General features: G+C 69.4%; 24 protein-coding genes and 2 pseudogenes. 11 read left to right on the forward strand and 15 right to left on the reverse strand.

Annotation, left to right across the window (positions count from 1 at the left end; translation table 11 throughout):
• Positions 1 to 16 precede the first annotated feature (16 nt).
• The 5 genes from OG496_RS20925 to OG496_RS20945 all read right to left on the reverse strand — a co-directional run bounded on the left by OG496_RS20925 (position 17) and on the right by OG496_RS20945 (position 5599).
• The gene (locus OG496_RS20925) at positions 17 to 985 is read right to left on the reverse strand and encodes an SCO2521 family protein (RefSeq protein WP_405971963.1); all 969 of its coding nucleotides are present in this window, start codon (positions 983 to 985) and stop codon (positions 17 to 19) included.
• 1 nt (position 986) lies between these two features.
• Positions 987 to 1970 (reverse strand): SCO2522 family protein, encoded by a 984-nt coding sequence (locus OG496_RS20930; RefSeq protein ID WP_405971964.1) that lies wholly within the window; start codon positions 1968 to 1970, stop codon positions 987 to 989.
• A complete protein-coding gene (locus OG496_RS20935) occupies positions 1967 to 2884 on the reverse strand; it encodes an SCO2523 family variant P-loop protein (RefSeq protein ID WP_366490951.1) in 918 nt (305 codons plus the stop codon). The genes OG496_RS20930 and OG496_RS20935 overlap by 4 nt, the downstream gene beginning before the upstream one ends.
• Positions 2885 to 2887: 3 nt before the next feature.
• Positions 2888 to 4729 (reverse strand): SCO2524 family protein, encoded by a 1842-nt coding sequence (locus tag OG496_RS20940; RefSeq protein ID WP_405971965.1) that lies wholly within the window; start codon positions 4727 to 4729, stop codon positions 2888 to 2890.
• A gap of 75 nt (positions 4730 to 4804) precedes the next feature.
• Positions 4805 to 5599 (reverse strand): SCO2525 family SAM-dependent methyltransferase, encoded by a 795-nt coding sequence (locus OG496_RS20945; RefSeq protein ID WP_405971966.1) that lies wholly within the window; start codon positions 5597 to 5599, stop codon positions 4805 to 4807.
• 275 nt (positions 5600 to 5874) lie between these two features.
• Here OG496_RS20945 and OG496_RS20950 point away from each other — a divergent pair, with 275 nt between their 5' ends.
• Entirely contained in the window at positions 5875 to 6402 is a 528-nt protein-coding gene (locus OG496_RS20950; protein WP_366490948.1) for a GNAT family N-acetyltransferase, read from the forward strand.
• On the opposite strand, the gene OG496_RS20955 is transcribed toward OG496_RS20950, so the two are convergent.
• Positions 6354 to 7526: an abortive phage infection protein gene (locus OG496_RS20955; RefSeq protein WP_405971967.1), complete on the reverse strand. Its 1173-nt coding sequence runs from the start codon at positions 7524 to 7526 to the stop codon at positions 6354 to 6356. The two genes, OG496_RS20950 and OG496_RS20955, sit on opposite strands and share 49 nt — an antisense overlap.
• 150 nt (positions 7527 to 7676) lie before the next feature.
• Between OG496_RS20955 and bla the strand changes: the two genes are divergently transcribed.
• On the forward strand, positions 7677 to 8657 hold the full coding sequence (bla, locus tag OG496_RS20960; protein ID WP_405976665.1) for a class A beta-lactamase: 981 nt from the start codon (positions 7677 to 7679) through the stop codon (positions 8655 to 8657).
• Between the two features lie 38 nt (positions 8658 to 8695).
• Here the strand turns inward: bla and OG496_RS20965 are convergent, their stop codons facing one another.
• Complete coding sequence (locus tag OG496_RS20965) at positions 8696 to 9190, reverse strand: helix-turn-helix transcriptional regulator (protein WP_405971968.1); 495 nt, start codon at positions 9188 to 9190, stop codon at positions 8696 to 8698.
• Positions 9187 to 9456, reverse strand: coding sequence for an AraC family ligand binding domain-containing protein (locus tag OG496_RS20970; RefSeq protein ID WP_405971969.1), 270 nt, complete (start codon positions 9454 to 9456; stop codon positions 9187 to 9189). The genes OG496_RS20965 and OG496_RS20970 overlap by 4 nt, the downstream gene beginning before the upstream one ends.
• A 55-nt stretch (positions 9457 to 9511) precedes the next feature.
• On the opposite strand from OG496_RS20970, the gene OG496_RS20975 reads away from it, so the two are divergent.
• Positions 9512 to 10084, forward strand: coding sequence for a methyltransferase domain-containing protein (locus OG496_RS20975; protein WP_366490944.1), 573 nt, complete (start codon positions 9512 to 9514; stop codon positions 10082 to 10084).
• On the opposite strand, the gene OG496_RS20980 is transcribed toward OG496_RS20975, so the two are convergent.
• Both OG496_RS20980 and OG496_RS20985 read right to left on the reverse strand, forming a co-directional pair.
• Positions 10058 to 10531 carry a protein phosphatase gene (locus tag OG496_RS20980; protein WP_405971970.1) on the reverse strand — a complete coding sequence of 158 codons (474 nt, stop codon included), beginning with the start codon at positions 10529 to 10531 and terminating at the stop codon, positions 10058 to 10060. The two genes, OG496_RS20975 and OG496_RS20980, sit on opposite strands and share 27 nt — an antisense overlap.
• Before the next feature lie 46 nt (positions 10532 to 10577).
• Positions 10578 to 11291 (reverse strand): FadR/GntR family transcriptional regulator, encoded by a 714-nt coding sequence (locus OG496_RS20985; RefSeq protein ID WP_366490942.1) that lies wholly within the window; start codon positions 11289 to 11291, stop codon positions 10578 to 10580.
• A gap of 212 nt (positions 11292 to 11503) precedes the next feature.
• Between OG496_RS20985 and OG496_RS20990 the strand changes: the two genes are divergently transcribed.
• From OG496_RS20990 to OG496_RS21010, 5 genes are read left to right on the forward strand one after another with little or no spacing between them, the layout of a single operon-like run.
• Entirely contained in the window at positions 11504 to 13138 is a 1635-nt protein-coding gene (locus OG496_RS20990) for an ABC transporter substrate-binding protein (RefSeq protein WP_405971971.1), read from the forward strand.
• A gap of 18 nt (positions 13139 to 13156) precedes the next feature.
• On the forward strand, positions 13157 to 14116 hold the full coding sequence (locus tag OG496_RS20995) for an ABC transporter permease (RefSeq protein ID WP_405971972.1): 960 nt from the start codon (positions 13157 to 13159) through the stop codon (positions 14114 to 14116).
• Positions 14116 to 16104: a dipeptide/oligopeptide/nickel ABC transporter permease/ATP-binding protein gene (locus OG496_RS21000; RefSeq protein WP_405971973.1), complete on the forward strand. Its 1989-nt coding sequence runs from the start codon at positions 14116 to 14118 to the stop codon at positions 16102 to 16104. Before OG496_RS20995 ends, OG496_RS21000 begins: the two co-directional genes overlap by 1 nt.
• Before the next feature lie 5 nt (positions 16105 to 16109).
• On the forward strand, positions 16110 to 17129 hold the full coding sequence (locus tag OG496_RS21005) for an oligopeptide/dipeptide ABC transporter ATP-binding protein (protein WP_405976666.1): 1020 nt from the start codon (positions 16110 to 16112) through the stop codon (positions 17127 to 17129).
• Positions 17126 to 18061, forward strand: a complete 936-nt coding sequence (locus tag OG496_RS21010; protein ID WP_405971974.1) for a dihydrodipicolinate synthase family protein — start codon at positions 17126 to 17128, stop codon at positions 18059 to 18061. The genes OG496_RS21005 and OG496_RS21010 overlap by 4 nt, the downstream gene beginning before the upstream one ends.
• A 186-nt stretch (positions 18062 to 18247) precedes the next feature.
• Here OG496_RS21010 and OG496_RS21015 read toward each other — a convergent pair whose 3' ends face one another.
• The 3 genes and pseudogenes from OG496_RS21015 to OG496_RS21025 form a co-directional block, all read right to left on the reverse strand.
• On the reverse strand, positions 18248 to 19441 hold the full coding sequence (locus tag OG496_RS21015; RefSeq protein ID WP_405971975.1) for an exo-alpha-sialidase: 1194 nt from the start codon (positions 19439 to 19441) through the stop codon (positions 18248 to 18250).
• A 54-nt stretch (positions 19442 to 19495) separates the two neighbouring features.
• Positions 19496 to 19867: pseudogene (locus OG496_RS21020) on the reverse strand (response regulator transcription factor); the annotation flags it as partial.
• A pseudogene (locus OG496_RS21025) lies at positions 19851 to 20186 on the reverse strand (histidine kinase); the annotation flags it as partial. The pseudogenes OG496_RS21025 and OG496_RS21020, both read right to left, overlap by 17 nt.
• Here OG496_RS21025 and OG496_RS21030 point away from each other — a divergent pair.
• Positions 20130 to 20303 (forward strand): toxin-antitoxin system HicB family antitoxin, encoded by a 174-nt coding sequence (locus OG496_RS21030; RefSeq protein ID WP_405971976.1) that lies wholly within the window; start codon positions 20130 to 20132, stop codon positions 20301 to 20303. The pseudogene OG496_RS21025 and the gene OG496_RS21030 overlap by 57 nt on opposite strands.
• 176 nt (positions 20304 to 20479) lie before the next feature.
• On the opposite strand, the gene OG496_RS21035 is transcribed toward OG496_RS21030, so the two are convergent.
• Together OG496_RS21035 and leuA are read right to left on the reverse strand one after the other, a co-directional pair.
• Positions 20480 to 21184: a TerB family tellurite resistance protein gene (locus OG496_RS21035; RefSeq protein WP_405971977.1), complete on the reverse strand. Its 705-nt coding sequence runs from the start codon at positions 21182 to 21184 to the stop codon at positions 20480 to 20482.
• Positions 21185 to 21380: 196 nt separating this feature from the next.
• The gene (gene leuA, locus OG496_RS21040) at positions 21381 to 23120 is read right to left on the reverse strand and encodes a 2-isopropylmalate synthase (RefSeq protein ID WP_405971978.1); all 1740 of its coding nucleotides are present in this window, start codon (positions 23118 to 23120) and stop codon (positions 21381 to 21383) included.
• Positions 23121 to 23422: 302 nt separating this feature from the next.
• On the opposite strand from leuA, the gene OG496_RS21045 reads away from it, so the two are divergent.
• Positions 23423 to 24493: a M4 family metallopeptidase gene (locus OG496_RS21045; protein WP_405971979.1), complete on the forward strand. Its 1071-nt coding sequence runs from the start codon at positions 23423 to 23425 to the stop codon at positions 24491 to 24493.
• A gap of 62 nt (positions 24494 to 24555) precedes the next feature.
• Positions 24556 to 24822 carry a protealysin inhibitor emfourin gene (locus tag OG496_RS21050; protein WP_366490931.1) on the forward strand — a complete coding sequence of 89 codons (267 nt, stop codon included), beginning with the start codon at positions 24556 to 24558 and terminating at the stop codon, positions 24820 to 24822.
• Positions 24823 to 24885: the final 63 nt, after the last annotated feature.

A 24885-nucleotide genomic window follows, 5' to 3' on the forward strand; every position in this document is an offset into this window, starting at 1 on the left:
GGTTCGTGCCGCCCCGTCAGCGCGTGCTCAGCGCCTGGTGCAGCAACGGGATGGCCTGTATGGCCAGTTGGTCCCGGATACGCTGGCGAAGGTTCTCCCATTGGCGGCTGAAGCCCGGTTCCCGCTCCAGTACGTCCCACAGGTGTCCCAGCGCGCGGTCCACGTGCGCGCGCGGCATCCACAGATGCAGCAGGTGATCCACGGCCGGACGCAGCGCCAGGACCGCCGCGGGCCCGTCCGCCGCACCGAGCCGGCTGTTCTCCAGCATGTGCACCACCGTCGTCAAAAGCCAGTCGTGCAACGCGAGGTCTTCGCAGAGCCCCGCGACCGCGGCCGCCTCAGTGCCGTCCGGCACCCTCAACTCCACTGTCCGCAGGCCGTCTTCGGCCAGCGTGAAGCGGTCCAGTGACGGCCCTTCGCCCTCCGGTGCCTGCCGTGCGGCCCAACGCAGGTGGGTGCGGCGGGACTTGAAGGGGGCCTTGTGGTCGAGGAGGGGGTGGCGCACCAGCTGCGCCAGCAGTCCCTCGGCGATCATCCCCAGGTCCAGTTCGCCGCGCCCGCCACCGCGCAACACGCCCTCCGCGGTGGCCTGTTCGGGCAGTTTCCCGAACGGCTCGACGACCCCTGGGCGGACCAGGTAGTGCCCCCAGGGCCGGCGTACGTCGGGTCCGGCGGCCGGGGCGCTGAAGTAGGCGGTGGACTGGAGGACGCGGCCCTCGGTGAGTGCCGCGCGGGCGGCCACCGTACCGACGGCCCTGACCTTGGCGCCGTTCGAGGTGGGCAGCCGGCAGTCCACACCCGTGAGGACCTCGGGCGAGAGGGCGTAGAGATTGGGCCGCTCGGAGACCCGGACGTGTTCGTCGGCGCGCAGCCGCAGGAGTTGGGCGGCGGTGCGGCCGTCCAGTGCCTGGAAGGAGGGCAGCAGACCGGTGCGCACCTCGCCGCAGGCGAGGACCGAGCGCGTCTGCTGTCCGGGCGTCGTCATGTCAAGTCCCGTCGGTTGACACCGAGTTGGCGGGCTCCTCGTAGAACACATAGGTGGCGCGCTGGGCCACCGCCTCCGGTACCGCGACGCCTTCGCCCGCGGACCGTTTGGCGACCTGTTCGAGTGCGACGGAGTCCACGTCCACCTGGTCGAGGATGAGCCGTACGGCGTCCTCCACGGCAACGAAGCGGTTCGCCATCAGCGTGCAGGTGCGGTACGCGCTGAACGGGACCCGGGTGTCGCTGAGTTGGAGCAGCGGCGGCAGCCGGTCCCAGTCGCGCGGGAAGTCCCCGCCGGTCCAGGGCTGCGGGACCAGAACCGGCTCGCCCAGGTGCCGTAGCAGACCGAGGCGGGCCAACTGCCATACGGCGGCCAGGAACGGGCAGGACCACAGGCGGCCCTTGTCCGTCTCCGACCACAGCTCGATGTCCATGAAGACCGAGTGGTTGCGGGCCGCGGTCTCGTGCGGCGGCTGCCAGGTGACGATCTCCGCAAGCGCGCTGCGAGTTGGGGTGGTGCGCTCGCCGTTCGCGAGCCAGCCCGTCTGGCTGACCGGTGGGCGGGAGCCGTGGCTGCCGGGCGGCGGCGACTCGACGAGGCGGTGCATGACGGACTCGGCCAGTTCGATCCGGTCGGCGACCGCACAGCCCGACTCACGGGCGAGGTAGTCGATGACGAGCCCGGCCTTCTCGGCCTCTTCGAGGACCAGCGGGACGAGTTCGGCCGGGGTGGAGAAGCGGGTGAAGTAGTCGTCGATCAGGAAGCACGTGCTGATGCGGGGGCGTTTGCCGCCGGTGCGGCGGGCGGCGGAGGCGCGGGCCGCGTCCACCCAGATCCGGACCTCGGCGAAGTGCTCGCGCAACCGCTCGGGGCCCGCCTCGAAGTCCTCCATGTAGAGGTGGCCCAGCTCCAGCGAGAGATGGGCCAGCGGCACGGACTGGGTGCGCGGGTCCGCGGTGGTCTCCCGGAAGACGGCCTCCGTCATGCCTCCTCCCAGTACTTGTCGTCGGTCAGCCGCGCCGCCAGGTCGCTCAGCGCCTGCCAGGTCTCCATGGTGGCGATCTGGCTGTCCAACACGTCCTCGTCGGTGATGAGTTGCTCCCGCCACTGCAGCACCGGCTCCAGCGGCACCGAGCCCAGCACCTGGCTGTAGCCGATGCCGTGGTGCGAGGCCAGATGCTTCAGCTCGGTGTCGCACTGCTCCATCCACGCCGACTGGGTGGGCGTCGCCTGCGACCACAGCGCCGAGTCGGGATCGGGTACGGCGGCCCGTACGAAACGGATCGCGCCGCGCAGCGCGTCCTCGTCGTGGCCGCGGGCGACGCCGCCGGCGATGATGCCGCGCTTGCCGTAGACCAGGCTGGCCGCGGCCTCCACGTGCTGGCGGGTCCAGCGGTGGAAGACCAGCCAGCGGGCCAGGACGCCGCTCATCGCGCGCTGCGAGGTGGCCGCGAGGACCATGTCGACGGCGTAGCTGCGGCCGGCGCTGAGGTCGACGACGATCAGGTCGAACTCGCCGTTGAGGCGCAGGAGCAGGTCCACGCAGCGGCGCAGGTTGTCGCCGGAGGTGGCGAACTCGCCGCCGCTGAGGTCACCCGGCATGAGGATCAACCGGCCTGCTCCGGGTGGCTGGTTGCGCAGGACGCGGTGTTCGGTGTCCGCCCAGACGTCGATGCGGACCGGTTCGCTGATCTCGCCTATCAGGTACGAGTGCAGTCCGCGGTCCTCGGCGGCCTGGCGGGCGTCGGGCACGTCGAAGACGGCCGAGGCGGTGGGCGAGCCGAAGTCGAAGTCCAGGTAGCAGACGTCGTCCCCCGTCAGTGCGCGCTGGTAGGCGAGGTTGGCGCTGGTGACGGAGCGGCCCGTGCCTCCCTTGTCGGAGGCCGCGAAGATCAGCACGGGTCACACTCCCTGGACCGCGGCGGCTTCGCGGGCCCGGGCGAGTGCGTCGAGCTGGCCCAGCACGTCGAGGGTCAACGAGTAGGCGGTGCCCGGCTGTTCGTCGACGAGCGCGCGGGCGCGGCGCAACTTGACCTCGATTCCCCTGAGTTGCATGCCACGTTTTCCGTCGGCGTTGGGCGCGGGCGCCATCTGCTCGTTGCCCAGGAGGTGGGTGGACTCGCTGAGCAACGCCCGTGCCAGCTCGGTGAGTTCGAGGCTGCGGATCGGGGGCTGCGCGTACATGTTGTGGACCTGGACCATCACCTCGGTGACCCGCTCGGTGATGCTCCAGGACACCGGCCCCTCGGTGAGGGCGGTCTCCGGGTAGATGGCGTGCACGTTGTCCCACAGGCCGACGCCCTCGCCGTCGCCCATCCGGCGCCGCCACACATGGCCGAAGATGTCCTCGGCCAGCCTGAGCAGCCGGTCGTGCGCGGAGAGGTTGCGGGAGAGCGTGCACAACTGGACGGTGCGTTTGAGGAGTTGGGCGGAGAAGTCGCTCATCGTCCAGTCCATCGGCGGGCCGATGGTGCCGCCGCCCTGGAGGGGCAGGGTGACGCCGGGGTTGTGCAGCTGGATCATCGGGTCGTCGCGCGTCATCCGGCTGGTGATACGGCCGCGTTCGGCCAGCCGCTCCATGACGCGGACGGTGCGGGTCAGGTCGTCGTCGGTGGCCCGGCGGCGCATCAGGTCGTGCACGAGGATCGCGGCGACCGAGAGCGAGAAGTACTCGGACTCCAGCCGCTGTCCCGTCGTACGCCAGGGGATGTCCTCCAGGGGCCAGCGGTCGCCGTCGAAGCGGGCGATGCGCGACCAGTACTGCTGCGTGATCTCCCAGCGCAGTCGTAACGCCTCGGCGAGCTTCTGCTGTTCGGCGTTGAGCAGGCCCAGGGTCAGGGTGCGGTCCGAGAACAGGTCCTGGATGCCGTCGAGCGCGACCACCGTGAAGTAGAGGTACGGCACCGGGTTGGCGACGCCGACGGGCTGCACCCCGATGGACTCCTCGGTCTCCACCTCGGGCGCGTCCCGCACAAGGCTCCAGGCCCAGCCGCACTCGAAGAGCTGACTCTCGTCCTTGAGGGCCTCCTGGACGTCGAGGCCGAGGATGAAGCTCTCGATGATGGCGGCGCGCAGCGGCCGGAACCGGCGCTGGAACTGCTCCAGCACCTGACGCTGCGACAACTGCCCCTGGCCGAGGAGTTCGCAGAGCGTCTGGCCCTGGGAGGAGTCGGTGTCGTAGACGTTGACCGTGAACGACCGCAGCAGACTCACCATGGCGGCGGTGAGCCGGTTGCTGGTCGCGACCTTCAGTTCTTTGATCGTCTCCTGCATGTCGCCGCGGCGGGTCTTGGACTCGTAGACCTTGAGGAAGCCGAGCAGGGCGAGACAGAGGGTGATCGACATGGAGAACGAGTCGGTGACGCCGAGTTGGCGCTGCTCCTCGGTGAGGTCCTGCTCCTTGTCCCGCGACTGGAAGTAGTAACCGCCCGCGAACGTGGGCCTCTTGTCGTCGGTGTGGGTGCGCATGAACTCGACCGCGGCCGTGACGAGGTTGGCCGGGATCTCCAGCCGTCCGCCGGCCCGCTTCAGCGTCTGCTGTACGTCGGTCAGCGTGGTGTCGGGGTCGTCCAGCCGGAACGACGGCAGCTCGGTCGCCGGATACAGCAGGCAGAGCAGCCGCTCGGCGTCGGCGACGCTGCTCTCACCGCCCCATTTTCCCCATGCCCACTCCCCTCCGTCGAAGGAGTGGCGGGCGATCGCCTGCCAGATGTCCAGCAGGTGCTGCCGCGGCTTGATCTCCATTCCATGCCCCTCACACAGACCGCACTGCCCTCAGCCGAGGAATATCCCTCTTCTGTTGTTCACCGATCACCCCGGTCAGCGAATCGGAACAGCTACGTCCGAATTCCCGCGCCAGCCACAGGAGAGGATCATTCCGGAATATCCGGAGCGCAGCTTGGGCTCGGTTTTCAGCCGGTACACGTCGAGATCGCTCGCGAATGGCTCAAGACTCGCACGCACCTCGGATTCTCCCACGTCGCACGCCGGAAAGAACTTCTTTCCTGTGTAATAACCCTTTGAATGTTCCATGAAAGCCGCCGCGAAGGGGGCCCCCGGGGCCAGGGCCCGCATGAACCGCTTCACACCCAGGGTGAACTCCCGGTAGGAGGAGGTCATCGACTCGGCGACGAAGAACATCGTCCCCACCGACCACCGGCCGCCGAACTGATCAAGATCGAAGATATTGCCCTGCTGGACGTCCGCGACCTTGCGGAACCGCTGACGCGGGTCGACGGCGAAGGAGCCGTACGCCTCGTTCTCCCGCAGGACGTCCCAGAACTGGTCCCAGTTGTCGTCGTAGGAGTCGAGTTGACCTTTGAGGTACTCCACGTTCGTGGGCGAGCGCTCGAAGAGCGTGACCTCGTCACACCACGGCATCATGGAGAGTGCGGGGTAGAGGTTGGCACCCGCACCTACGTCGATACCCGAAACCGGGCCGTCGTCCTGCTTCCGGAAATGATCGCCGAAATGATCCCGGAGGATAGGAAGGATCTCCGCGTCCTCCGGCTGTAAGTCGCGATAATTGTGATCAACGTAGGCGATCGGGTCGAATGCACCCCAGGCGACGTCTGCATTCTTCACCTGGTTGCCCCCCGGAGATCTCACGGTCATTTCCTCACGATACCAACATCGCAGGCAAGGAGGATACCCTTCCGTCAATGAGCCGAAACCATTGGGCCACGGCGGATCCGGGTCCGTGATGCACGGGGGGCGCATCGTCGCGAATACATTCATGCGACCTGATTCGGCCTTGAACTGCCGGATTGCCCCACCCAAGATGTTCGGAACCCTGTCGAACAAACCAAAAAGGAAGATCGTTCGCGTCTCACCCGTACCACCCGTACGAGTGGCAACACGCACTTGGCCCTCTTCCAGCAGGAGGCAGTATGACGGTTTTTCCGGAGGAACGTTTCCCCTCTAACGGCCGCCGCAATGACCAGGCATTCTTGGCCGACCGCACCGACCGGCACCTGACCCTGAGGGGCATCACCGAGGCCGACCTGCCCGAGCTCCTGCGCGTGGACAGGGAGGCCTTCCCCGAGGAGCCGTACCCCGCCTTCGTGCTCCGGCAGTTCTGCGACATCCACGGCGACCGCATCCTCGTCCTCGACGACGGCGAGGGCCTTCTCGGCTACATCCTCTTCGTCAACACCTCGGACGGCTACGTGAGTTGGATCATGAGCCTGGCCGTCACACCCCACCAGCAGGGCCACGGGCTGGGCCGACGCCTGATGGTCGAGGCCCTGCGCCGGCTGCGCACGGAGAGCGTCCACCAGGTCCGCCTGACCGTGGAACCGACGAACGCCGCCGCGATCATGCTGTACCGCTCACTGGGGTTCTCGTCCGAGCAGGGAGTGCTCAAGGACTACTTCGGGCCGGGCGAGCACCGCCTCCTCATGACACTCGCCCTCTGACGGTACTGCCGCGCCAGCGCGTGGAACGCCTCCTTCGGTTCCCAGTGCCAGGGTGAACTCGGGTCGTACGGGCGGTCCTTGATGGTCTTGGTGATGGAGTAGCTCGCCATGTCGAGGTCGTGTCGGGGGTCGTGGACGCGGTGCGGGGCGTCCGGGGTGACGAACTCGAAGGCCATCGCGCCGTAGAGGTTCATCGACTCGAAGACCTCCAACAGGTCGACCACGTACGCCGCTTGGGTGTGCTCGCTGCGGACGAGGTGGCCCTTGATCTCCTCCGGATCCTTGCCGTAGTCGACGACGTTCCAGCCCATGCCTGCGGTCTTCTCGGCACCCTTGTACGCGCAGGTGCCGAACTCGGTGATGGTCACGGGCTTGCCCCAGCGTTGGTACTGGCTCAACTCCCGTACATAGTCGGCTGGTTGGCGGAAGTAGGAGTAGTAGTCGATGCCCACGATGTCGAAGAGGTCCCAGTCGACCTCGTCGTCCTGGGCGGCGGCGTAGCTGAGGTTGCCGTGGAAGACGGAACGGCCCGTCGCCGCAGCCCTCTTGGTGAACGCGTTCAGCCTGCGCTGCATCTTCGCCGGGTCGAACGTGCCGTTCAGGATGTTCTGGACGCGGTCCAGGACGGTGGCCCCCGGCACGATCCCGGGTACGAAGAGCCAGAACTCGCAGCCGACACTGAGGTCGACGCTCGCACCCTGCCGCCGGAGGCGTTCCGCGAACCGGCCGGTCTCCGCGAGGTGTTCGAGGATGTCCCGCTCCGGGACGTCGGCGAGGGTGGGCTGGAGCCAGATGTGCAGGCCGAGTTCGGCGGCCTCGGCGGCCGTCGCGGTGAGGCGGTCGACGCCGTCGCCGGTGACGTCGACCGTGTCGGCGTGCAACTCGTCGCGGATCGCGCGGAGGTCGGCGCGCATCCGGCGCGGGTTCCAGGCGGTGGCGGGGGTCTCGCCCTCGCCGACCGTGTAGACGACCCCGTGGTGGCGCAGGCCGGGGCGGCGGCCACGTGTCGCGTGCGGTTGCGGCTGTGCCGTCGCCTGTCCTGACGGCAGCAACGCGCCCGCCGCTCCGAGGGCCAGCGCCCCCGTCAGGAAGTGGCCCCGAGTGATCCCCTGTGAGTTCGCCATGCGCCCACTGTGCCGAGCGCGGGCCCGTCGCGGTGTCCGCCGATGGTCTAAGACGGCGCAACCAAGGAATGACACCCTGCGTCGGTCACTGGAGAGATCGTTGACGGAGATCGACCGTTCGTCGACGGAGACCGAACAAAGGAGAGCACGATCTCAGGCTCCGAACAGTCCCCTACGACCCCTACGACCACCCGTACGACCCCTGCGACCACCCGCCGCACGCTCCTCACCGCCAGTGCCGCCACCGCCGCGACCCTCCTCGCCGCCAGTGCCGCCACCGCCGCGACCCTCCTCGCCGGTGCCTCCCCGGCCCAGGCATCAGTCAGCACCGGCACCAACACCGACGTCACGGCGGGCCTGCGCGCCCTTGAGGATCAACACACCGCCCGTGTGGGCGTGTTCGCGCATCACCTCGGTACGAAGAAGACCGTCGTGCACCGTGCCGACGAACTCTTCCCGATGTGCTCGGTGTTCAAGACACTCGCCGCCGCGGCCGTCCTGCGGGACCTGGACCGGCACGGCGAAGTTCTCTACAAGGTCGTGCACTACACGGAGGCCGATCTGGTCGACGGTTCCGACCAGACCCGGGCGCATCTGGCCGACGGCATGACGGTCGAGCAGCTCGCCGACGTGGCGATCCGCTACAGCGACAACGGCGCGGGCAACCTGATCCTGCGTGAACTCGGCGGCCCCACCGCCGTCACCCGCTTCGCCCGTTCCCTCGGCGACCGGGTCACCCGGCTCGACCGCTGGGAGACCGAGCTGAACTCGGCCGAGCCGGACCGGATCACCGACACCACCAGCCCGCGCGCGATCGCCGGCCTGTACCGCAAGCTCGTCCTCGGCGACGCCCTGCGCCGCCCCGACCGCGACCGGCTCACCGCCTGGCTGCTCAACAACACGACGAGCGCCACCCGTTTCCGCGCCGGACTCCCCGCGACCTGGACGATCGCCGACAAGACGGGCAGCGGCGACTACGGCACCGCCAACGACGTCGGCATCGCCTGGACGGAGGCCGGTGACCCGGTCGTCCTCGCGGTCCTGACGACGAAGCCGACCCTGCCCGACGCCCCGTACGACAACCAACTGGTCGCGGACACGGCCAAGTTGGTGGCGGAAGCGATCAGCTAGTACGGCACATACCGCCGCCAACGCGGCAAGTACCGTCTCTAACGCAGGAAGTACTGCCTCGGCGTCACCCCGACCACCCGGTGGAACGCCGCCGTGAAGGAGCTCGCCGAGGCGTACCCCACCCGCCGCGCCACGGACTCCACCGGCAACCCCTCGGCGAGGAACGGCAACGCGGCCTGCATCCGCAGCCGTTCCCGCCACTGGCCGAAGCCGAGGCCCGTCTCCGCGACGAAGAGTCGGGCCAACGTCCTTGCGCTGGCGCCGACTTGACCGCCGTACTCCGCGAGGGTCCGCCCGTCCGCCGGGTGGGCCCGGAGTACCTCGGCCACCGCCCGCGCCCGGGGATCGCGTAGTTCGGGCACGGACACGCTGGTCACCGGCACCGGCCGCAGCTCGTCGAGGAGCACCAGCTCGGCACGCGCGCGGGCATCCGGTGTCAGGTCCGTGCGGTCCAAGTGCTCGACGAGCGCGTGCAGAAGAGGGGTGACCGCGACAACCGTGGGGTCCCGCCAGCCGATGTGCGGGCAGCTCACCGGGGCGACGAACGCGCGCGCATGACGGCGTCACCCTCGGACTCCGTGGCGTGCGGGACGTACGCGGGGATCCACAGGGCCAGCGACGGCGGCAGCAACCACGTCCCGTGCTCGCTGCGGATTCGGAGCAACCCCCGTTCAGCACAAAGGAGTTGGTGGTCGGGATGCCGGTGCGTGGCGAAGGCGGTGCCGCGCGGCATGAGGAACTGGCCGACGAGGATGGCCGTGTCGGACCGGCGCCCCCGCTCCTGTCCGTTCCGCGACATGACACGGCAGCCTAGCCCGTGGCGGACAACCGCCCGCCCCGCCTAGCGTCGACGTATGCCGATGAACCGAGCCCACCGCAAGCTGTGCAGCTCCGAGGGATGGGCGCAGACGACGAAGGACCGCATCCTGCCCTGGGCCCTGGAGCACGTCGAACTCGGCGCGGACGTACTGGAGATCGGCCCCGGCTACGGCGCCAACCTCCGCGTCCTCGTCGAGCAGGTCGACCACCTCACCGCCGCCGAGATCGACGCCGACACCGCACGGCTGTTGCAGTCCCAGTGGGGCGACCGGGCGGACGTCCGCCACGCGGACGGCGCCGAACTGCCGCTCCCCGACGCGTCGTTCGACTCCGTCGTCTGCTTCACGATGCTGCACCACGTGCCCACCGCCGCCCACCAGGACCGCATCTTCGCCGAGGCGTTCCGCGTGCTGCGTCCCGGCGGCACGTTCGCGGGCAGTGACAGCCAACCCAGCTTCCGTTTCCGGGTGTTGCACTTCCGGGACACGATGAACACCCTCGATCCGGCGACCCTCCCGACCCGACTGGAGCGGGCCGGTTTCACGGACGTGACGGTCGACCTGGACCCGGAGAGCAGCCGCCTACGCTTCCGGGCCCGCCGCGCCTGACGGCGCCCCGAACCGTCGTACGTACCGCCGCTGCCACGGCGTCTCCACCGCGTGCCGGTCGTAGTGGGCGCGGACGTAGGAGACCGCCTCCCCCGGCGGCACCCCGTCGAGGACCGCGAGGCAGGCGAGCGCCGTACCGGTGCGGCCCCGGCCGCCGCCGCAGGCGAACTCGACGCGCTCGGTACGGGCCCGCTGCCAGGCCTCGCCGAGCACCGTGCGGGCCTCGGCGCGGTCGGTGGGCAGCCGGAAGTCGGGCCAGCGCAACCACCGGGCCGGCCAAGGGACTTGGGGCGGCGGGCTGCCCAGCAGATACACGCCGTACGCCGGTGCCGGGCCGTCGGCCGGGGGCGGTCGGCGCAGGCCACGGCCCCGGACCAGGCGGCCGGAAGGCAGTCGTAGGACACCGGTGGCGGTCGGGTTCCAGGTCTCTGGCCAGGTCTCGGTCACACGGCCAGCGTAGAGACGGTGGGTGCCCGCTACCCGAAAGGGCCGGTCAGCCCACTCCCCGTGACTCCTGCGCAGCCCGTGCCTCGATCCCGCGGAAGTGGTCCGCCATCGCGCGCTGCGCGCCCTCCACGTCGCGGGCGCGCAGCGCGGTGACGATGTCGCGGTGGCGGCGGACGGTGAGTTCGGGGGCCGGGTCGTCGGTCCAGCCGCGAGCGCCGGCGACGCGGCGGAACACCGTCCAGAAGGCGCCGAGGAGTTGGGGGACGAGTTCGTTGCCGAGCGAGGCGTAGAGCAACTCGTGGAATTCGCGGTCGAGTTCGGGGAAGGGACGGCCGGCGCGGCCCGCTTCCTCCATGCGGGTCACCACCGCTTCCAGTCTGTCCAGTTCCGGTTCGGTGACGGTGGCAACGACCCGATGAATCAGGCCTTCCTCCAGCACCTCGCGCACCTGGAGGACCTCGGCCAGCGCGTCCGCGTCGTCCTCGTGGCGGGTGAGGGTGCGGAAGGTGAGGCCGTCGACGAGCGGGGTCAGCGAGGCGCGGCCGACGTAGGTGCCGTAGCCGTGTCTGATCTCGACGATGTCGAGTGCCTGGAGCGCCTTGAGGGCCTCGCGGACGGAGTTTCTGCTGATGCCGAGGTCGTCCATCAGCTCGGCCTCGGTGGGCAGCGGCGCACCGGGCTGGAGCTTGCGGTCGAGGATCAGCTGGACGATCTCGCGCTGTATCCGACTGTTCCTTGGCTCCCCGGACATGCGCCGCATCGTAGCCGCATCAGACGTCCCACGTCCCATGTCTGACCTCGGCCGGACCTGATGAGGCGTCAATTGTCGCCATTCCCGCGCCTTTTCAAACCGCCATTGGTCCGACCTCTGACGGCTACGCCATTCGTGTGCGATGCCTTGACCGCCCCCACGGCCGCTCTTATGGTCGCGCTGACCGCAGGACGTAGGACGTCGTACCTCCTGGAGTAACCATGCGCGAAGACGTGACCCAGAACGTGCCCGCGCTGCACCGCCGGGCGTTCCTGAAGTACTCCGGCGCGCTGGGCGCGGCGGCCGCGATCTCCTCGTCCCTGACGGCCTGTTCGTCGGGGCCGCAGTCGACGAACGACACCGGCGGCGGGGGCACCGGCAAGAACCGGACACTGACCGCGGTGATCGGCTACGGCAACGACGGCAGCTGGGATCCGACGCAGACGGCGTCGGCGTTCGCCATGGCCGGCAACAACCACATCTACGAGGGGCTGATCGACACCGACCCGATCACCCGCGCGCCCTACCCGGCGCTGGCGACCGCCGTGCCGAAGGACACCGGCGGCACCTCGTGGAAGTTCACGCTGCGGGCGGGCGCCAGGTTCCACGACGGACAGCCGGTCACCGCCGACGACGTCGTCTTCGTCTTCGACCGCATCCTCGACCCGAAGACGACGACGCTCGCGCAGGGCTTCTTCGCCAGCTGGCTGAAGGAGGTCAGGAAGATCGACGCGCAGAACGTCGAGCTGGTCCTCAAGTTCCCCTTCCCGGAGGGGGTTTCGCGGCTCACCCTCGCGAAGATCATGCCGAAGCACATCTTCTCGAAGCCGGGCGCCTGGGACGACGCGATCCAGGGGAAGGCGGTCGGCTCGGGGCCGTACAAGCAGACCGCGCACCACCCCAAGTCCAACACGACCTTCGCCGCGTTCGCCGACTACAACGGCCCGCGCCCGCCCGCCTTCAAGACGATGAACTGGCTGACCATAGTGGACGCGGCGCCCCGGGTCGCCAAGATCTCCGGGTCGAGCGCGGGCGCGCAGATCGCCGACAACATCCCCTACGCCAACATCCAGCGGCTCCGGAGCGGCGGGATGACGGTCGCGGGCGGGGCCGGGATGAACAACCTGTTCCTGATGTTCAACACGCAGCACAAGCCCTTCGACGACGTACGGGTACGCCAGGCGCTCCACTACGCCATCGACACCGGCAAGATGGTCCAGGTCGCCCTGCGCGGGCACGGGAAGCCGTCCTCGTCGTTCCTCAACGAGGGCAACCCGACCTACCGGCGCGCGAAGACGGTCTACGACTACGACCCCGACAAGGCGAAGGCGCTGCTGAAGGCGGCCGGAGTCAGTGGGCTGAAGGTCAACATCATCTCGGTGAACGTGAGTTGGATCGTCGACTGCCTGCCGACCATCAAGGCGTCCTGGGACGCGATCGGCGTGAAGACGACCCTCTCCCCGCAGGAGACCACGGCCGTCTTCACCAAGATGGACCAGAAGCAGGACTACCAGGTGGTCGCCGCCGCCTCCAACCCCAACCAGTTCGGCCTCGACGCGGACCTGATCATGCACTACAACTACGGCCCCCAGAACCTCTGGATGGGCTACGCCCGTTGGGCCGGGAACTCCGTCGCCAAACAGCTCTTCAGGGACATGGACCAGGCCACCCAGGAACCGGACGCGGCGAAGAAGAAGACGATGATCCAGGACTACGTCGACACCGTCGCCGAACAGGCCGTGCTCTACCCGGTCGTCCACAACGAGCTGGTGACCGCCTGGGATCCGAAGAAGCTGACGGGGATAAGGGCGCAGCCCTATCCCGGCATCAATGTCCTCCAGGCCAAGTGGGTCTAGCAGCACGGGAGTTGGACCATGGTCACCGTCCTCCGGATTCTGGCCCGCCGTATCGTCCTGCTCGTTCCGCTGATGCTCGGCATCGTGCTGTTCGTGTTCCTGGTGATGCGCTTCTCGGACGTCGACCCGGCGTCCGCGTTCTTCCAGGGCGCGAACCCGACACCGCAGCAACTGCACGACTTCCGCGAGCGGAACGGCCTGCTCGATCCGCTGCCTCTGCGCTACGTCCATTTCGTGGGCGCACTCCTGCACGGCGACATGGGCACCAGCGCGCTGACCCGGGCACCGGTCGTCCAGCAGGTCACCACCGCACTGCCGCTCACCCTCCAACTCACCTTCCTGGGGCTGGTGATCGCGGTCGTGCTGTCGCTGCTCGGCGGGGTGACGGCGGCCATCTACCGTGACCGGCTGCCCGACCAGATCATCCGGGTCGTGTCGCTGACCGGGGTCGCGGCGCCCGGCTTCTGGCTGGCGCTGCTGATGATCCAGTATCTGGCCGTGGACCAGGGCTGGTTCCCGACCGGCGGCTACATCAACCCGGCGGACTCCCTCACCGGCTGGCTCAAGACGATGGCCCTCCCGGCGCTGGCCCTCTCGCTCCCGGTGGCGGCCCAACTCACGCGCATCGTAAGGACATCCGTCGTCGAGGAGCTGGACAAGGACTACGTCCGGACGGCGATCGGCAGCGGGCTGCCACCGCGGGTCGTGGTCGGCCGGAACGTGCTCCGCAACGCGCTCATGAACCCACTCACCGTCCTGGGCCTGCGCGTCGGATACCTGCTCGGCGGTGCGGTCGTCATCGAGACCATCTTCTCCCTCCCCGGGATGGGCAAGCTGATGATCGACGCCGTGCAGAACGGCGACCCGGCCGTCGTCCAGGGCGTGGTGCTCACGACGGCGACCGGGTTCGTCGTGGTGAACCTGGTCATCGACATCCTCTATCTGCTGGTCAACCCCCGCCTGAGGGATGCCTCCTGATGTTCACTCAGTTCTCCCGCAAGGGCCTCGCCGAGACACTGTCCCGGCCCGGCATCCGGCTGCGTGGCTGGCGCCGGCTGCCGCTGCTGTCGAAGGTCGCGGTGTGCTTCCTGGCGGTCGTCGTCCTCGTCGCGCTGTTCGCCCCGCTCCTCGCACCAGACGACCCGCTCGACCAGCAGCTCCCCGTCGACGGCACCGGACACCCGTCCGCCGCTCACTGGATGGGCCAGGACAGCCTGGGCCGGGACATCGTCAGCAGGCTGATGTACGGCGCCCGTTGGTCCCTCGCGATCGGGCTCGGGGCGACCGCGCTGGCCCTGGTAGCCGGCGCGCTGATCGGCGCGGTCGCCGCGACCTCCCGCAAGGGCGTCGACGAGACGCTGATGCGCTGCCTGGACGTGGTGATGGCGTTCCCCGGCATCGCGCTGGCGGCCGTGCTGGTCGCGGTGTTCGGCGGCGGGATCACCGTACTGATCTGCGCGATCGCGTTCCTGTTCACCCCGCCGGTCGCAAGGGTCGTACGGGCCAACGTACTTGACCAGTACGGCGAGGATTACGTGACGGCCGAGCGGGTGATCGGCGCCCGCACCCCGCACATCGTCATCAAGCACGTGGCCGTCAACTGCGCAGCTCCGATCCTGGTGTTCTGCACGGTGCAGGTCGCCGAGGCGATCGTCTTCGAGGCGTCGCTGTCGTTCATCGGGGCGGGCGTACGACCCCCGGACCCGTCCTGGGGCAGCGTCATCGCGGACGGCAAGAACATGGTGCTGACCGGGGGTTGGTGGGCGACGGTCTTCCCCGGCCTGCTGATGCTGGTCACGGTCCTCTCGCTGAACATACTGTCCGAGGGAGTCTCCGACGCATGGGCCGCACCTGCGCCCCGCGAGGTGGACGTACGGCACGACGAGGACCCGCTCGACGCACCCGAGCCCGGCAGCGGCGAGGTGCTTCAGCTCCCCGGCCTGACGGAGGCGGCGCTACGACTCCGGTCCCGGGCACGGCCGTTGCCCGACCAGGACGGCCAACCGGTCCTCGCGGTCGAGAACTTGGCGATCGGCTTCGAGGGCCGGCACCACGGCGTGAACATCGTCGACGGCATCAGCTTCGAGGTACAGGCGGGTGAAGTCCTGGGCCTGGTGGGCGAGTCGGGCTGCGGGAAGTCGCTGACGGCGCTCGCGGTGATGGGCCTGGAACCGAAGGGCGCCCGGGTGCGCGGCCATGTCCGGTTCAACCAGCGGCAGTTGGTGGGCGAACCGATGCGCGTCCGCCGCAAGCTGCTGGGCCACGAGATGGCGATGGTCTACCAGGACGCCCTCTCGTCCCTGAACCCGGCGATGACGATCCGCGCCCAGCTCAAGCAGGTGATACGGCGCGGAGGGCGCCGTGGGGCGGGCGAGTTGCTGACGATGGTCGGCCTCGACCCGGACCGCACCCTGCGCAGCTACCCGCACGAACTCTCCGGCGGCCAGCGCCAACGCGTCCTGATCGCCATGGCGTTGTCCCGCGACCCCAAACTGATCGTCGCCGACGAACCCACCACCGCCCTCGACGTCACCGTGCAGGCGCAGGTCATAGAGCTACTGCTGCGCCTGCGCGAGGAGTTGGGCTTCGCGCTGATCCTCGTCTCGCACGACCTCGCGCTGATCGCCGACGTCACCGACCGAGTGGTCGTGATGTACGGCGGCCAGATCGTGGAGACGGGCGTGACCGCCGACCTGGTCGAGTCACCGGCCCACCACTACACACGCGGCCTGCTCGGCAGCGTGCTGTCCCTGGAGTCTGCGGCCGAGCGGATGACCCAGATCAAGGGCGTCGTCCCCTCCCCCGCCGACTTCCCGGCCGGCTGCCGCTTCGCGGACCGCTGCCCGCTGGCGAGCGACATCTGCCGTACGACCGCGCCGGACCTGGTCGGCCCGCGCACGCACACGGCGGCCTGCCACCACCCGGCGATCGACCTGGTCACGACGGAGAGCGAGACGGTGTCATGAACGCCATGAGCCCGCTGGTCGAGCTGTCCGACGCCCATGTCGTACACAAGGCGCGCAGCGGTGGTCTGTTCAGCCGCGACCGGGTCTACGCCCTGACCGGCGCCGACCTCACCATCGCGCCCGGCGAGACGGTCGGCGTGGTCGGCGAGTCCGGCTGCGGAAAGTCCACGCTGGCGAAGGTGCTGGTGGGCGTACAACGGCCGACGTCCGGCACGGTGTCGTTCCGGGGCCGCGACCTGTGGTCGATGCCGGACGGCGAACGCCGGGCCGCGGTGGGCACCGGCATCGGCATGATCTTCCAGGACCCGTCGACCGCGCTGAACCGGCGTCTGACGATCCGGCAGATACTGCGGGATCCGCTGGACGTGCACGGCCGCGGCACCCGGGCCGAACGGGGGGACCGGGTAAGGGAGTTGATGTCGCTGGTCGGCCTCCCGCGCGCGCTCGCGGACGGCCTCCCCGGGCAGCTCTCGGGCGGCCAACGCCAACGCGTCGCGATCGCAAGGGCGTTGGCGCTGGAGCCCGACCTGGTGGTGGCCGACGAACCGACCAGCGCGCTGGACGTGTCGGTCCGGGCCCAGATCCTCAACCTCCTCCTCGACCTGAAGGAACGGCTGGGCCTGGCGCTGGTGTTCGTGTCCCACGACATCCAGACGGTACGGCGGATGAGCGACCGGGTGATCACCATGTACCTGGGCCGGATCGTCGAGGAGACCCCGGCCGACCAGGTCACCGACCGGGCGCGGCACCCGTACACCCGCGCCCTGTTCTCGGCGACCCCCGGTCTCCTCCACCCCATCGACCCGATCCCGCTGATCGGGCCGGTGCCGTCGGCCACGCGTCCGCCGAGCGGGTGCCCGTTCCGTACCCGGTGCTGGAAGGCGGACGGCGTGTGCGCTTCCGGCATGCCGGACTTCTCGGCCGCGTCGGCACCGGGACATTTCTACCGTTGCCACCATCCTGTAGAGGAGGACCTGTCCACCCGCGACCTCGTTCGCCAAAGCCGCCCCATGGAGCCTTCATGACCCTCCCCGCCCCGCTCACCGGTGTCGTACCGCCCGTCTGCACGCCCCTGACACCGGACCGCGAGGTGGACGTCCGTTCCCTCCTCAGGCTTGTCGACCACCTGGTCGAGGCGGGGGTGCACGGGCTGTTTCTGCTCGGGTCGACGTCGGAGGCGGCGTATCTGACGGACCGGCAGCGGAGGTATGTGGTGGAGGCGGTGGTGGCTCATGTCGGGGGTCAACTCCCCGTACTGGCAGGGGCGATCGACATGACGACGCCTCGGGTGCTGGACCATGTGGCCGCCGTGACGGACGCGGGTGCGGACGCGGTCGTAGTGACCGCGCCCTTCTACACGCGCACCCATCCCGCCGAGATCGCCCGCCACTATCGGCTGGTCGCCGCCGCGTCGTCGGTCCCCGTGGTGGCCTACGACCTTCCCGCCTCCGTCCATACGAAGCTGCCGTCCGACCTCGTCCTCGAACTCGCCGCCGAGGGGGTTCTGGCCGGGCTCAAGGACTCCAGCGGGGACCTCGGGGGGTTTCGTACGGTCGTCACCGGCGCGCGTGTCCATCCGGACATCACCGGGTTCAGCGTGCTCACCGGGTCCGAACTGGTCGTCGACTCGGCGTTGGCGCTGGGGGCGGACGGGGCGGTGCCGGGTCTCGCCAACGTCGATCCTCACGGGTATGTCCGGCTGGACGCGTTGTGCCGGGCCGGGGACTGGGAGCGGGCCCGTGCCGAACAGGAGCGGTTGTGTGCGTTGTTCGGGCTGGTTGGTGTCGGTGACCCGGCGCGGATGGGAGGTAGTTCGTCTGCGCTGGGGGCGTTCAAGGCCGCGCTGCATTTGCGGGGGGTGATCGAGTGTGCGGCGACTGCGGAGCCTCAGGTGGGGTTGTCCGCGGATGAGGTGGAGCGGGTGGGGAAGTTCCTGGCGGGGGCGGGGTTGCTGTAACGGGTTTCCCACCCACCCACCCGTTCACGGTGGGTTGAAGGGTGAACCCCTGGGGGCTCCGCCCCCAGACCCCCGTTTCCCACCCACCCACCCGTCTCGGGGGTTTTAGAGGTTCACCTTTAAATGCCAGTAAACGGGTGGTGGGTGGGCACAGGCCGGGGGTCTGGGGGCGGAGCCCCCAGGGCATCAGCCCCCGCCCAGCTCAGCCACTCCCACCCGCCGGAACTCGATCGTGTCGTACGCACTCACCGCCCCCGTCTCATAAAGCACCCCGACCGTCCCCCCACCCACACTCACCAGATCCGAATACCCCGCCCACTCCCCCGACAACGTGACCGCCTTCACGAAACTCCCCCCGCCATCCGCACTCCGCCAGATCGCCATCCCCTCCCGCGCATGGGGAACGGACGGCGCGGAGAACAACAACGGAGCCCCCTCCCCCGGCAGTTGAAGCACACTCCCCTCCACCACAGGCACGTCGTCCAACGTGTGCTGGACCGCGTAGGGCCGATCCAGACTCACACCCCCGTCACTGGAGTACGTGTCGAGCCGATTCCCCGCACTCGTCCCCAGCTGATCGCGCGAGCTGAAATACAGCCGCCCGTCAGGGAGTTCAGCCACCGCCGACTCATTCGCGTTGTCGACCCCGTCGTACGTCGAGTCGACGAACCCCAGCCGCCACGTCTCACCCCCGTCGTCGCTGTACAGGTCGTGCCCGCCGTAGTACTTCGCCTCCTGCCCGGTGTCGCTCGACCCGGCGGGCGGCGCGGCGGAGTGGTTGGCCGGGATGACCAGCCGCCCCGCGTGCACGCCCCGCGTAAGGGCGACCGCGTGCCCGGGCCCCGTCGCGTACCAGCGCCAGGTCGGCAGCTTCACCTCCCCCGTGATGTCCCGAGGGGGTGTGAAGTTGCGGCCGTCGTCCCAGCTGCGCTGCACGAACACCCGGCGACTCTGCTCTGCCGTGACCTCGCCCCGCATGATCTGGCCCTCGGTCACGGCGCCGCTGTTGTAGGAGGTGACGAGGACGACCGCACCGGTGCGCGGGTCGACGACGGGAGCCGGGTTGCCCCGGGTGTCCCCGTCCCCCGCGGCCACCACCGCCACCGGACCCCACGTGCAGCCCCCGTCGCTGGAGCGCCGGAGGACGACGTCGATGTGGCCGGTGTCGCCCGCGCTGTTGTGGCGTCCCTCGGCGAAGGCCAGGACGGTTCCCTGGCCGGTGACGACGGTCGCCGGGATGCGGTAGGTGTCGTAGCCGCCGCTTCCCGAGACGTACGGCACGGACGACGTGCAGCCGGAGCGCGCGGAGGCGTTCCCGGCGAAGGTGATCGGAGCAACCAGTACGGCTGCCACGAGAAGCGTGCGGCTCAGGATGGTCATCGCTCTCCCTCACGGAGGTCGCCCCTCGCGGAACGACGCCGACCTGTCTGTCCGTCACAGCCTCCCCGGTGTCACCATCCCGGACTCGTACGCCACGATCACCAACTGTGCCCGGTCGCGCGCCCCCAGCTGGCCCATGATGCGGCTGACGTGCGTCTTCGCGGTGAGCGGACTCAGGCCCAACGCTTCGGCCACCTCGGTGTCGTTGAGGCCGCGCGCGACCAGGGCGAGCACTCCGCGTTCGCGTTCGGAGAGGCATGCGGGGCCGCCGGTGGCGGGCGCGACGGGGCCGCGCAGGAAACGGGCGATCAGCCGGGACGTGGGGCCCGGCGACAGAAGCGCCTCTCCGGCCGCCACCGTACGGATCACGTCGAGGAGTTCGGCCGGACGGGTGTCCTTGACCAGGAATGTCGACCCTCGCCCCCGCCGCCCGGGCCGTGGCGGCGAGGTCGGCCAGGCCGTCGAGGCCGGGCAGCGGGCCGCGCTGGTCGAGTGGACCGTGGTCGTCGTCGAGGGGGCCGTGGTCGCGGAGCACCTCCAGCGTGGTGCGCAGTTCGCCGCGTGCGCTGTGGCAGGTGTCGGCGATGTCGTCCAGGGCCTTGGCCACGGCGGCCCGGTCGAGGCGGCCGTAGTCCTCGGCCGGCACATGCGCGGCCACCGAGGTCCGCACGCCGATGAGGGTGATGCTGTGCGCGAGCAGGTCGTGCAGGTCGCGGGCGATGCGCAGGCCTTCCTCGGCGACCTGTACGCCAAGGCCAAAGCGCTGGCCGCCGCAGACGACCGCTCCCTCAACTCATGGCTGGTATCCCTCGTACGACGCGCGGCCGAGGACAACGAACGCCGCTCCACCCCCGGGACGTAACAGCCACTCCCGCCCTGCCCTCAGGGGCTCGCGCCCACCCCCGGCGCGGATGTCTGCTTGCGCTCTCCGGACTTCCGACGTGGGAGGGGCAATTCGTCGCGCGGGAGGGCGAGTTCGGGACTACTGCCAGGGGTGTCCGCGCGGCCGTATTACTCCCTGGGGAGTACTGGCCGGGGCTATGAGGGTGTGCGGGCCGCCGCCAGCAGTCGGGTCACGTCGTCCGAGCAGATGGTGAGGGCGGCGCCCACCGTGGCGAGGGCGTCGCGTTCCGCGGGGGTGTAGGGGCCGTCGGCGAGGGCGATGCGGGCGCCCTGGAGCAGGATCGATTCGCGGCCGGCCGGGGCGAGATGGGGGGCCAGCGGGTCGAGGGCCTCGTGCAGCTCTATGGCGAGGCCCGCGCCGCTGGGTTCGCCGAAGACGCGGCCGGTGTCGGCGGCCAGGGCCTCGACGAGCGCGCCGAGCTGTTCCTCCGTGCACTCCTGGAAGCCGGCGGCCCGCACGGTGCCCGCGGCGGCCTCCAGGGACGTACGGGCGCAGCTGCCGCCCGCCGCGAGGACCGCGAGGGCGACCGTGTGGACGGCGTCGCGGAGCATCGCGGAGAAGCGGCTCGTGGTGGGGTGGTCGAGGACGTCGGTGCCGTAGTGGCCCTGGCAGGCCGCGCACTCGACGACCGGCCCGGTGTCGCCGCGCGGCAGCACCGGCATGCCGAGCAGGGTGAAGCGGCGGCGCCCGGTGAGCCGCTGGTAGTTGCGGTCGCCCCCGCAGCCGGGGCAGAAGAACTCGCCGTCTCCGACGCTGGTCCACGCGGTACGGATACCCAGCACGCGCGCCGCTCGTCCCTCATGGACAGCTCGGCCGTCTCGTCCCCGTTCAGGCAGCACGTCGCACCTCCGTAACGCCGCGGCAACATCGCCGCGCTGGCGTGATGTTAGCCACATTGTCGAGCCGGAGTCAGTACCCCGGACGAGACCTCTCCGTGACCTGCACACGGAATGGCCGGGAAACGACGGGGCCCCGCCCGCCGGAGACCGGCGTACGGGGCCCTTCGACGACGAGTAAACCGCCGGTCAGGATGGTTCAGCGGGTAGCGCGGTTGACGGCCGAGACGACCGCCTTCAGGGACGCACGTGTCGTATTCGCGTCAATGCCGATTCCCCACAGGATCTTGTCGTCGATCGCGCACTCGATGTACGACGCGGCCTGCGAGGAGGCTCCCTCGCTCATCGTGTGCTCCTGGTAGTCCAGGAGCCGTACGTCGATGCCGACGGACCCCAGGGCGTCGAAGAACGCGGAGATCGGGCCGTTGCCGGAGCCGGTCAGGACGGTGTCGACGCCGTCGACGCTCGCCTCCACCTTGAGCGTGTCCACGCCGTCGGTGTCGGTGGTCGACTGGCCGGTCTTCACCTGGATACGGCCCCAGGGGTTGTCCGGGTTCGGCAGGTACTCGTCCTCGAAGGTCGCCCAGATCTCCTTCGGGGTGACCTCGCCGCCCTCGGCGTCCGTCTTGGCCTGAATGAGCTTGGAGAACTCGATCTGCATCCGGCGCGGCAGGTCCAGCTTGTGGTCGTTCTTCAGGACGTACGCGATACCGCCCTTGCCCGACTGCGAGTTGACCCGGATGACGGCCTCGTAGGACCGGCCCACGTCCTTCGGGTCGATCGGCAGATACGGGACCGCCCACTCGATGTCGTCGACGGTGACGCCCTTGGCGGCGGCGTCGGCCTCCATGGCGTCGAAGCCCTTCTTGATGGCGTCCTGGTGGGAGCCGGAGAAGGACGTGTAGACCAGGTCGCCCACGTACGGGTGGCGCGGGTGGACCTCCATCTGGTTGCAGTACTCCCACGTACGACGGATCTCGTCGATGTTCGAGAAGTCGATCTGCGGGTCGACGCCCTGCGAGAACAGGTTCATGCCCAGGGTGACCAGGTCGACGTTGCCGGTGCGCTCGCCCTGTCCGAACAGGCAGCCCTCGACGCGGTCGGCGCCGGCCATCAGCGCGAGCTCGGCGGCGGCGACGGCCGTACCGCGGTCGTTGTGCGGGTGGATCGACAGCACCACGTGCTCGCGGCGGGACAGGTGGCGGCCCATCCACTCGAAGCGGTCGGCGTGCGTGGAGGGGGTCGAACGCTCAACCGTGGCAGGCAGGTTGAGGATGATCTCGCGGTCCGGGCCGGGCTGCCAGACGTCCATGACCGCCTCGCAGACCTCCAGCGCGAAGTCCAGCTCGGTGTCGGTGAAGATCTCCGGCGAGTACTGGTACCCGAACACGGTCTCGGGGCCCAGCAGCTTCTCGGCGTACTCCATCACCAGGCGCGTACCGTCGACGGCGATCTGCCTGATGTCGTCCTTGGAGCCGCGGAAGACCACGCGGCGGAAGACGGGCGCGGTCGCGTTGTAGAGGTGCAGCGTGGCGCGCTTGGCGCCCTTCAGGGACTCCACGGTCCGCTCGATCAGGTCCTCGCGGGCCTGCGTCAGCACGGAGATCGTGACGTCGTCCGGGATCGCGCCCTCTTCTTCGACGATCGAGCGCACGAAGTCGAAGTCGGTCTGGCCCGAGGCCGGGAAGCCGACCTCGATCTCCTTGTAGCCCATCTTGACCAGCAGGTCGAACATCGCGCGCTTGCGCGCCGGTGACATGGGGTCGATCAGGGCCTGGTTGCCGTCGCGCAGGTCCGTGGAGAGCCAGCGGGGGGCTACGGTGATCCGCTGCGAGGGCCAGGTGCGGTCGGGGATGTCGACCTGCTCGTACTGGCCGTACTTGTGGATCGGCATGGAACTGGGCTGCTGGCGATTGGCACGGCTGTGGCTGGTTGCCATGATGCGGGGGCTCCTCGTGGTGTCCTGAAGGACGGCCGACGGCGCAACGCCAGACTCCGCGGGGAGGGGGTCGGCCTACGACTACAGGCCCTCGCCGCGGCAGCTAAGGAGAAGCAGCCCGATACGCATGATGTCCAGCAGACTAGCCGAGTCGTGCGCGGTGCGGGGGGCCGTATCACTATGCGGGACATTCACCGTCGTATACCACTCTCCGCTACGAGACTGTGATGAATGTCCGCGTTTTTCACCAATCACGGTTGCCGGTAGTGACATCCACATCACTCGGTGCCAGGGTGCCGGGCATGACGACTCACGGGGGCTTCGAGCCCGTCTTCTGCACCATCGTGCCACCGCATGTCCTCGACAAGCTCGCACAGCACGAGGACCCCGCGCTCTCCGGTCCCGCCCGCGAGACCCTGGAGCGCGACGCCTATGAGCGCACCCACCGCCGGCTGACCACGGTCATCGGCGCCCCGACCCTCGCCGCGCCGACCGTGTCCGACAAGCCGCAGCGGACGATCTACGACGCGAAGCACAAGCAGGACCTGCCGGGGAAGAAGGTGCGCGCCGAGGGCTCCGACCCGGGCAAGGACGCCACCGTCAACCGCGCCTTCGCCGGGCTCGGCGCCACCTTCGAGCTGTACCTCAACGCCTTCAACCGGCACTCCATCGACGGCCAGGGCCTGCCGCTCAACGCGTCCGTCCACTACGACGTGAAGTACGACAACGCGTTCTGGAACGGCGAGCAGATGGTGTTCGGCGACGGCGACGGCGAGCTGTTCCTCGACTTCACCATCCCGGTCGACGTCATCGGCCACGAACTCACCCACGGCGTCACGCAGTACACCGCGAACCTGACCTACTTCGGCCAGTCCGGCGCCCTGAACGAGTCGATCTCCGACGTCTTCGGCTCGCTCATCAAGCAGTACACGCTCGGCCAGACCGCCGCCGACGCCGACTGGCTGATCGGCGCGGGCCTCCTCGCCCCGCGCGTCTCCGGCGTCGCCCTGCGCTCCATGAAGGCCCCGGGCACGGCCTACGACGACGACGCCCTCGGCAAGGACCCGCAGCCCGCGACGATGGACGACTTCGTCAACACCGGCAGCGACAACGGCGGCGTCCACATCAACTCCGGCATCCCCAACCACGCCTTCTACCTGCTCGCCGACGCCCTCGGCGGCCACGCCTGGGAGAAGGCGGGACAGATCTGGTACGACGTCCTGACCGGCGGCGAGCTGAAGAAGGACGCCCTGTTCACCGACTTCGCGACACTCACGGTGGCCGCCGCGAGGACGCGGTTCGGGGACGGCGGCGAGGAGTTGCAGGCCGTGGAGAAGGCGTGGGAACAGGTCGGGGTACCGACGACCTCGTAGTCGCGGCAGTCGCGGTGACGGCGGCGGTCGCGCCGGACCCGTATCCGTACTAGACAGGGGCCATGCGTATTCAGGTACGGCGCACGGGCGGTTTCGGCGGTATCCAGCGCCGCGGCGAGGTCGACACCTCGACGCGGCCCGACGCCCATGAGTGGCACGCGCTGGCCGAACGGGCGGTCGCCGCCGGCCAGAGCGCTCCCTCGACGGGGGTCCCGGACGGCTTCCACTACGAGATCACGGTGGACGGGAAGACGGTGCACACGGCCGACCCCCGGCTCACCGACGATCAACGGGAGCTGATCTCAAGGGTGTTGAAGGAAGGCGCGTAGCGTCGCGCTGAGACGTGTGTCGACGGGTGGGGCGTAACTGCTTGTTCACGCCCGCCCGTTGAC

It is taken from the genome of Streptomyces sp. NBC_00988 (genome assembly GCF_045162645.1).
GTDB lineage: Bacteria > Actinomycetota > Actinomycetes > Streptomycetales > Streptomycetaceae > Streptomyces.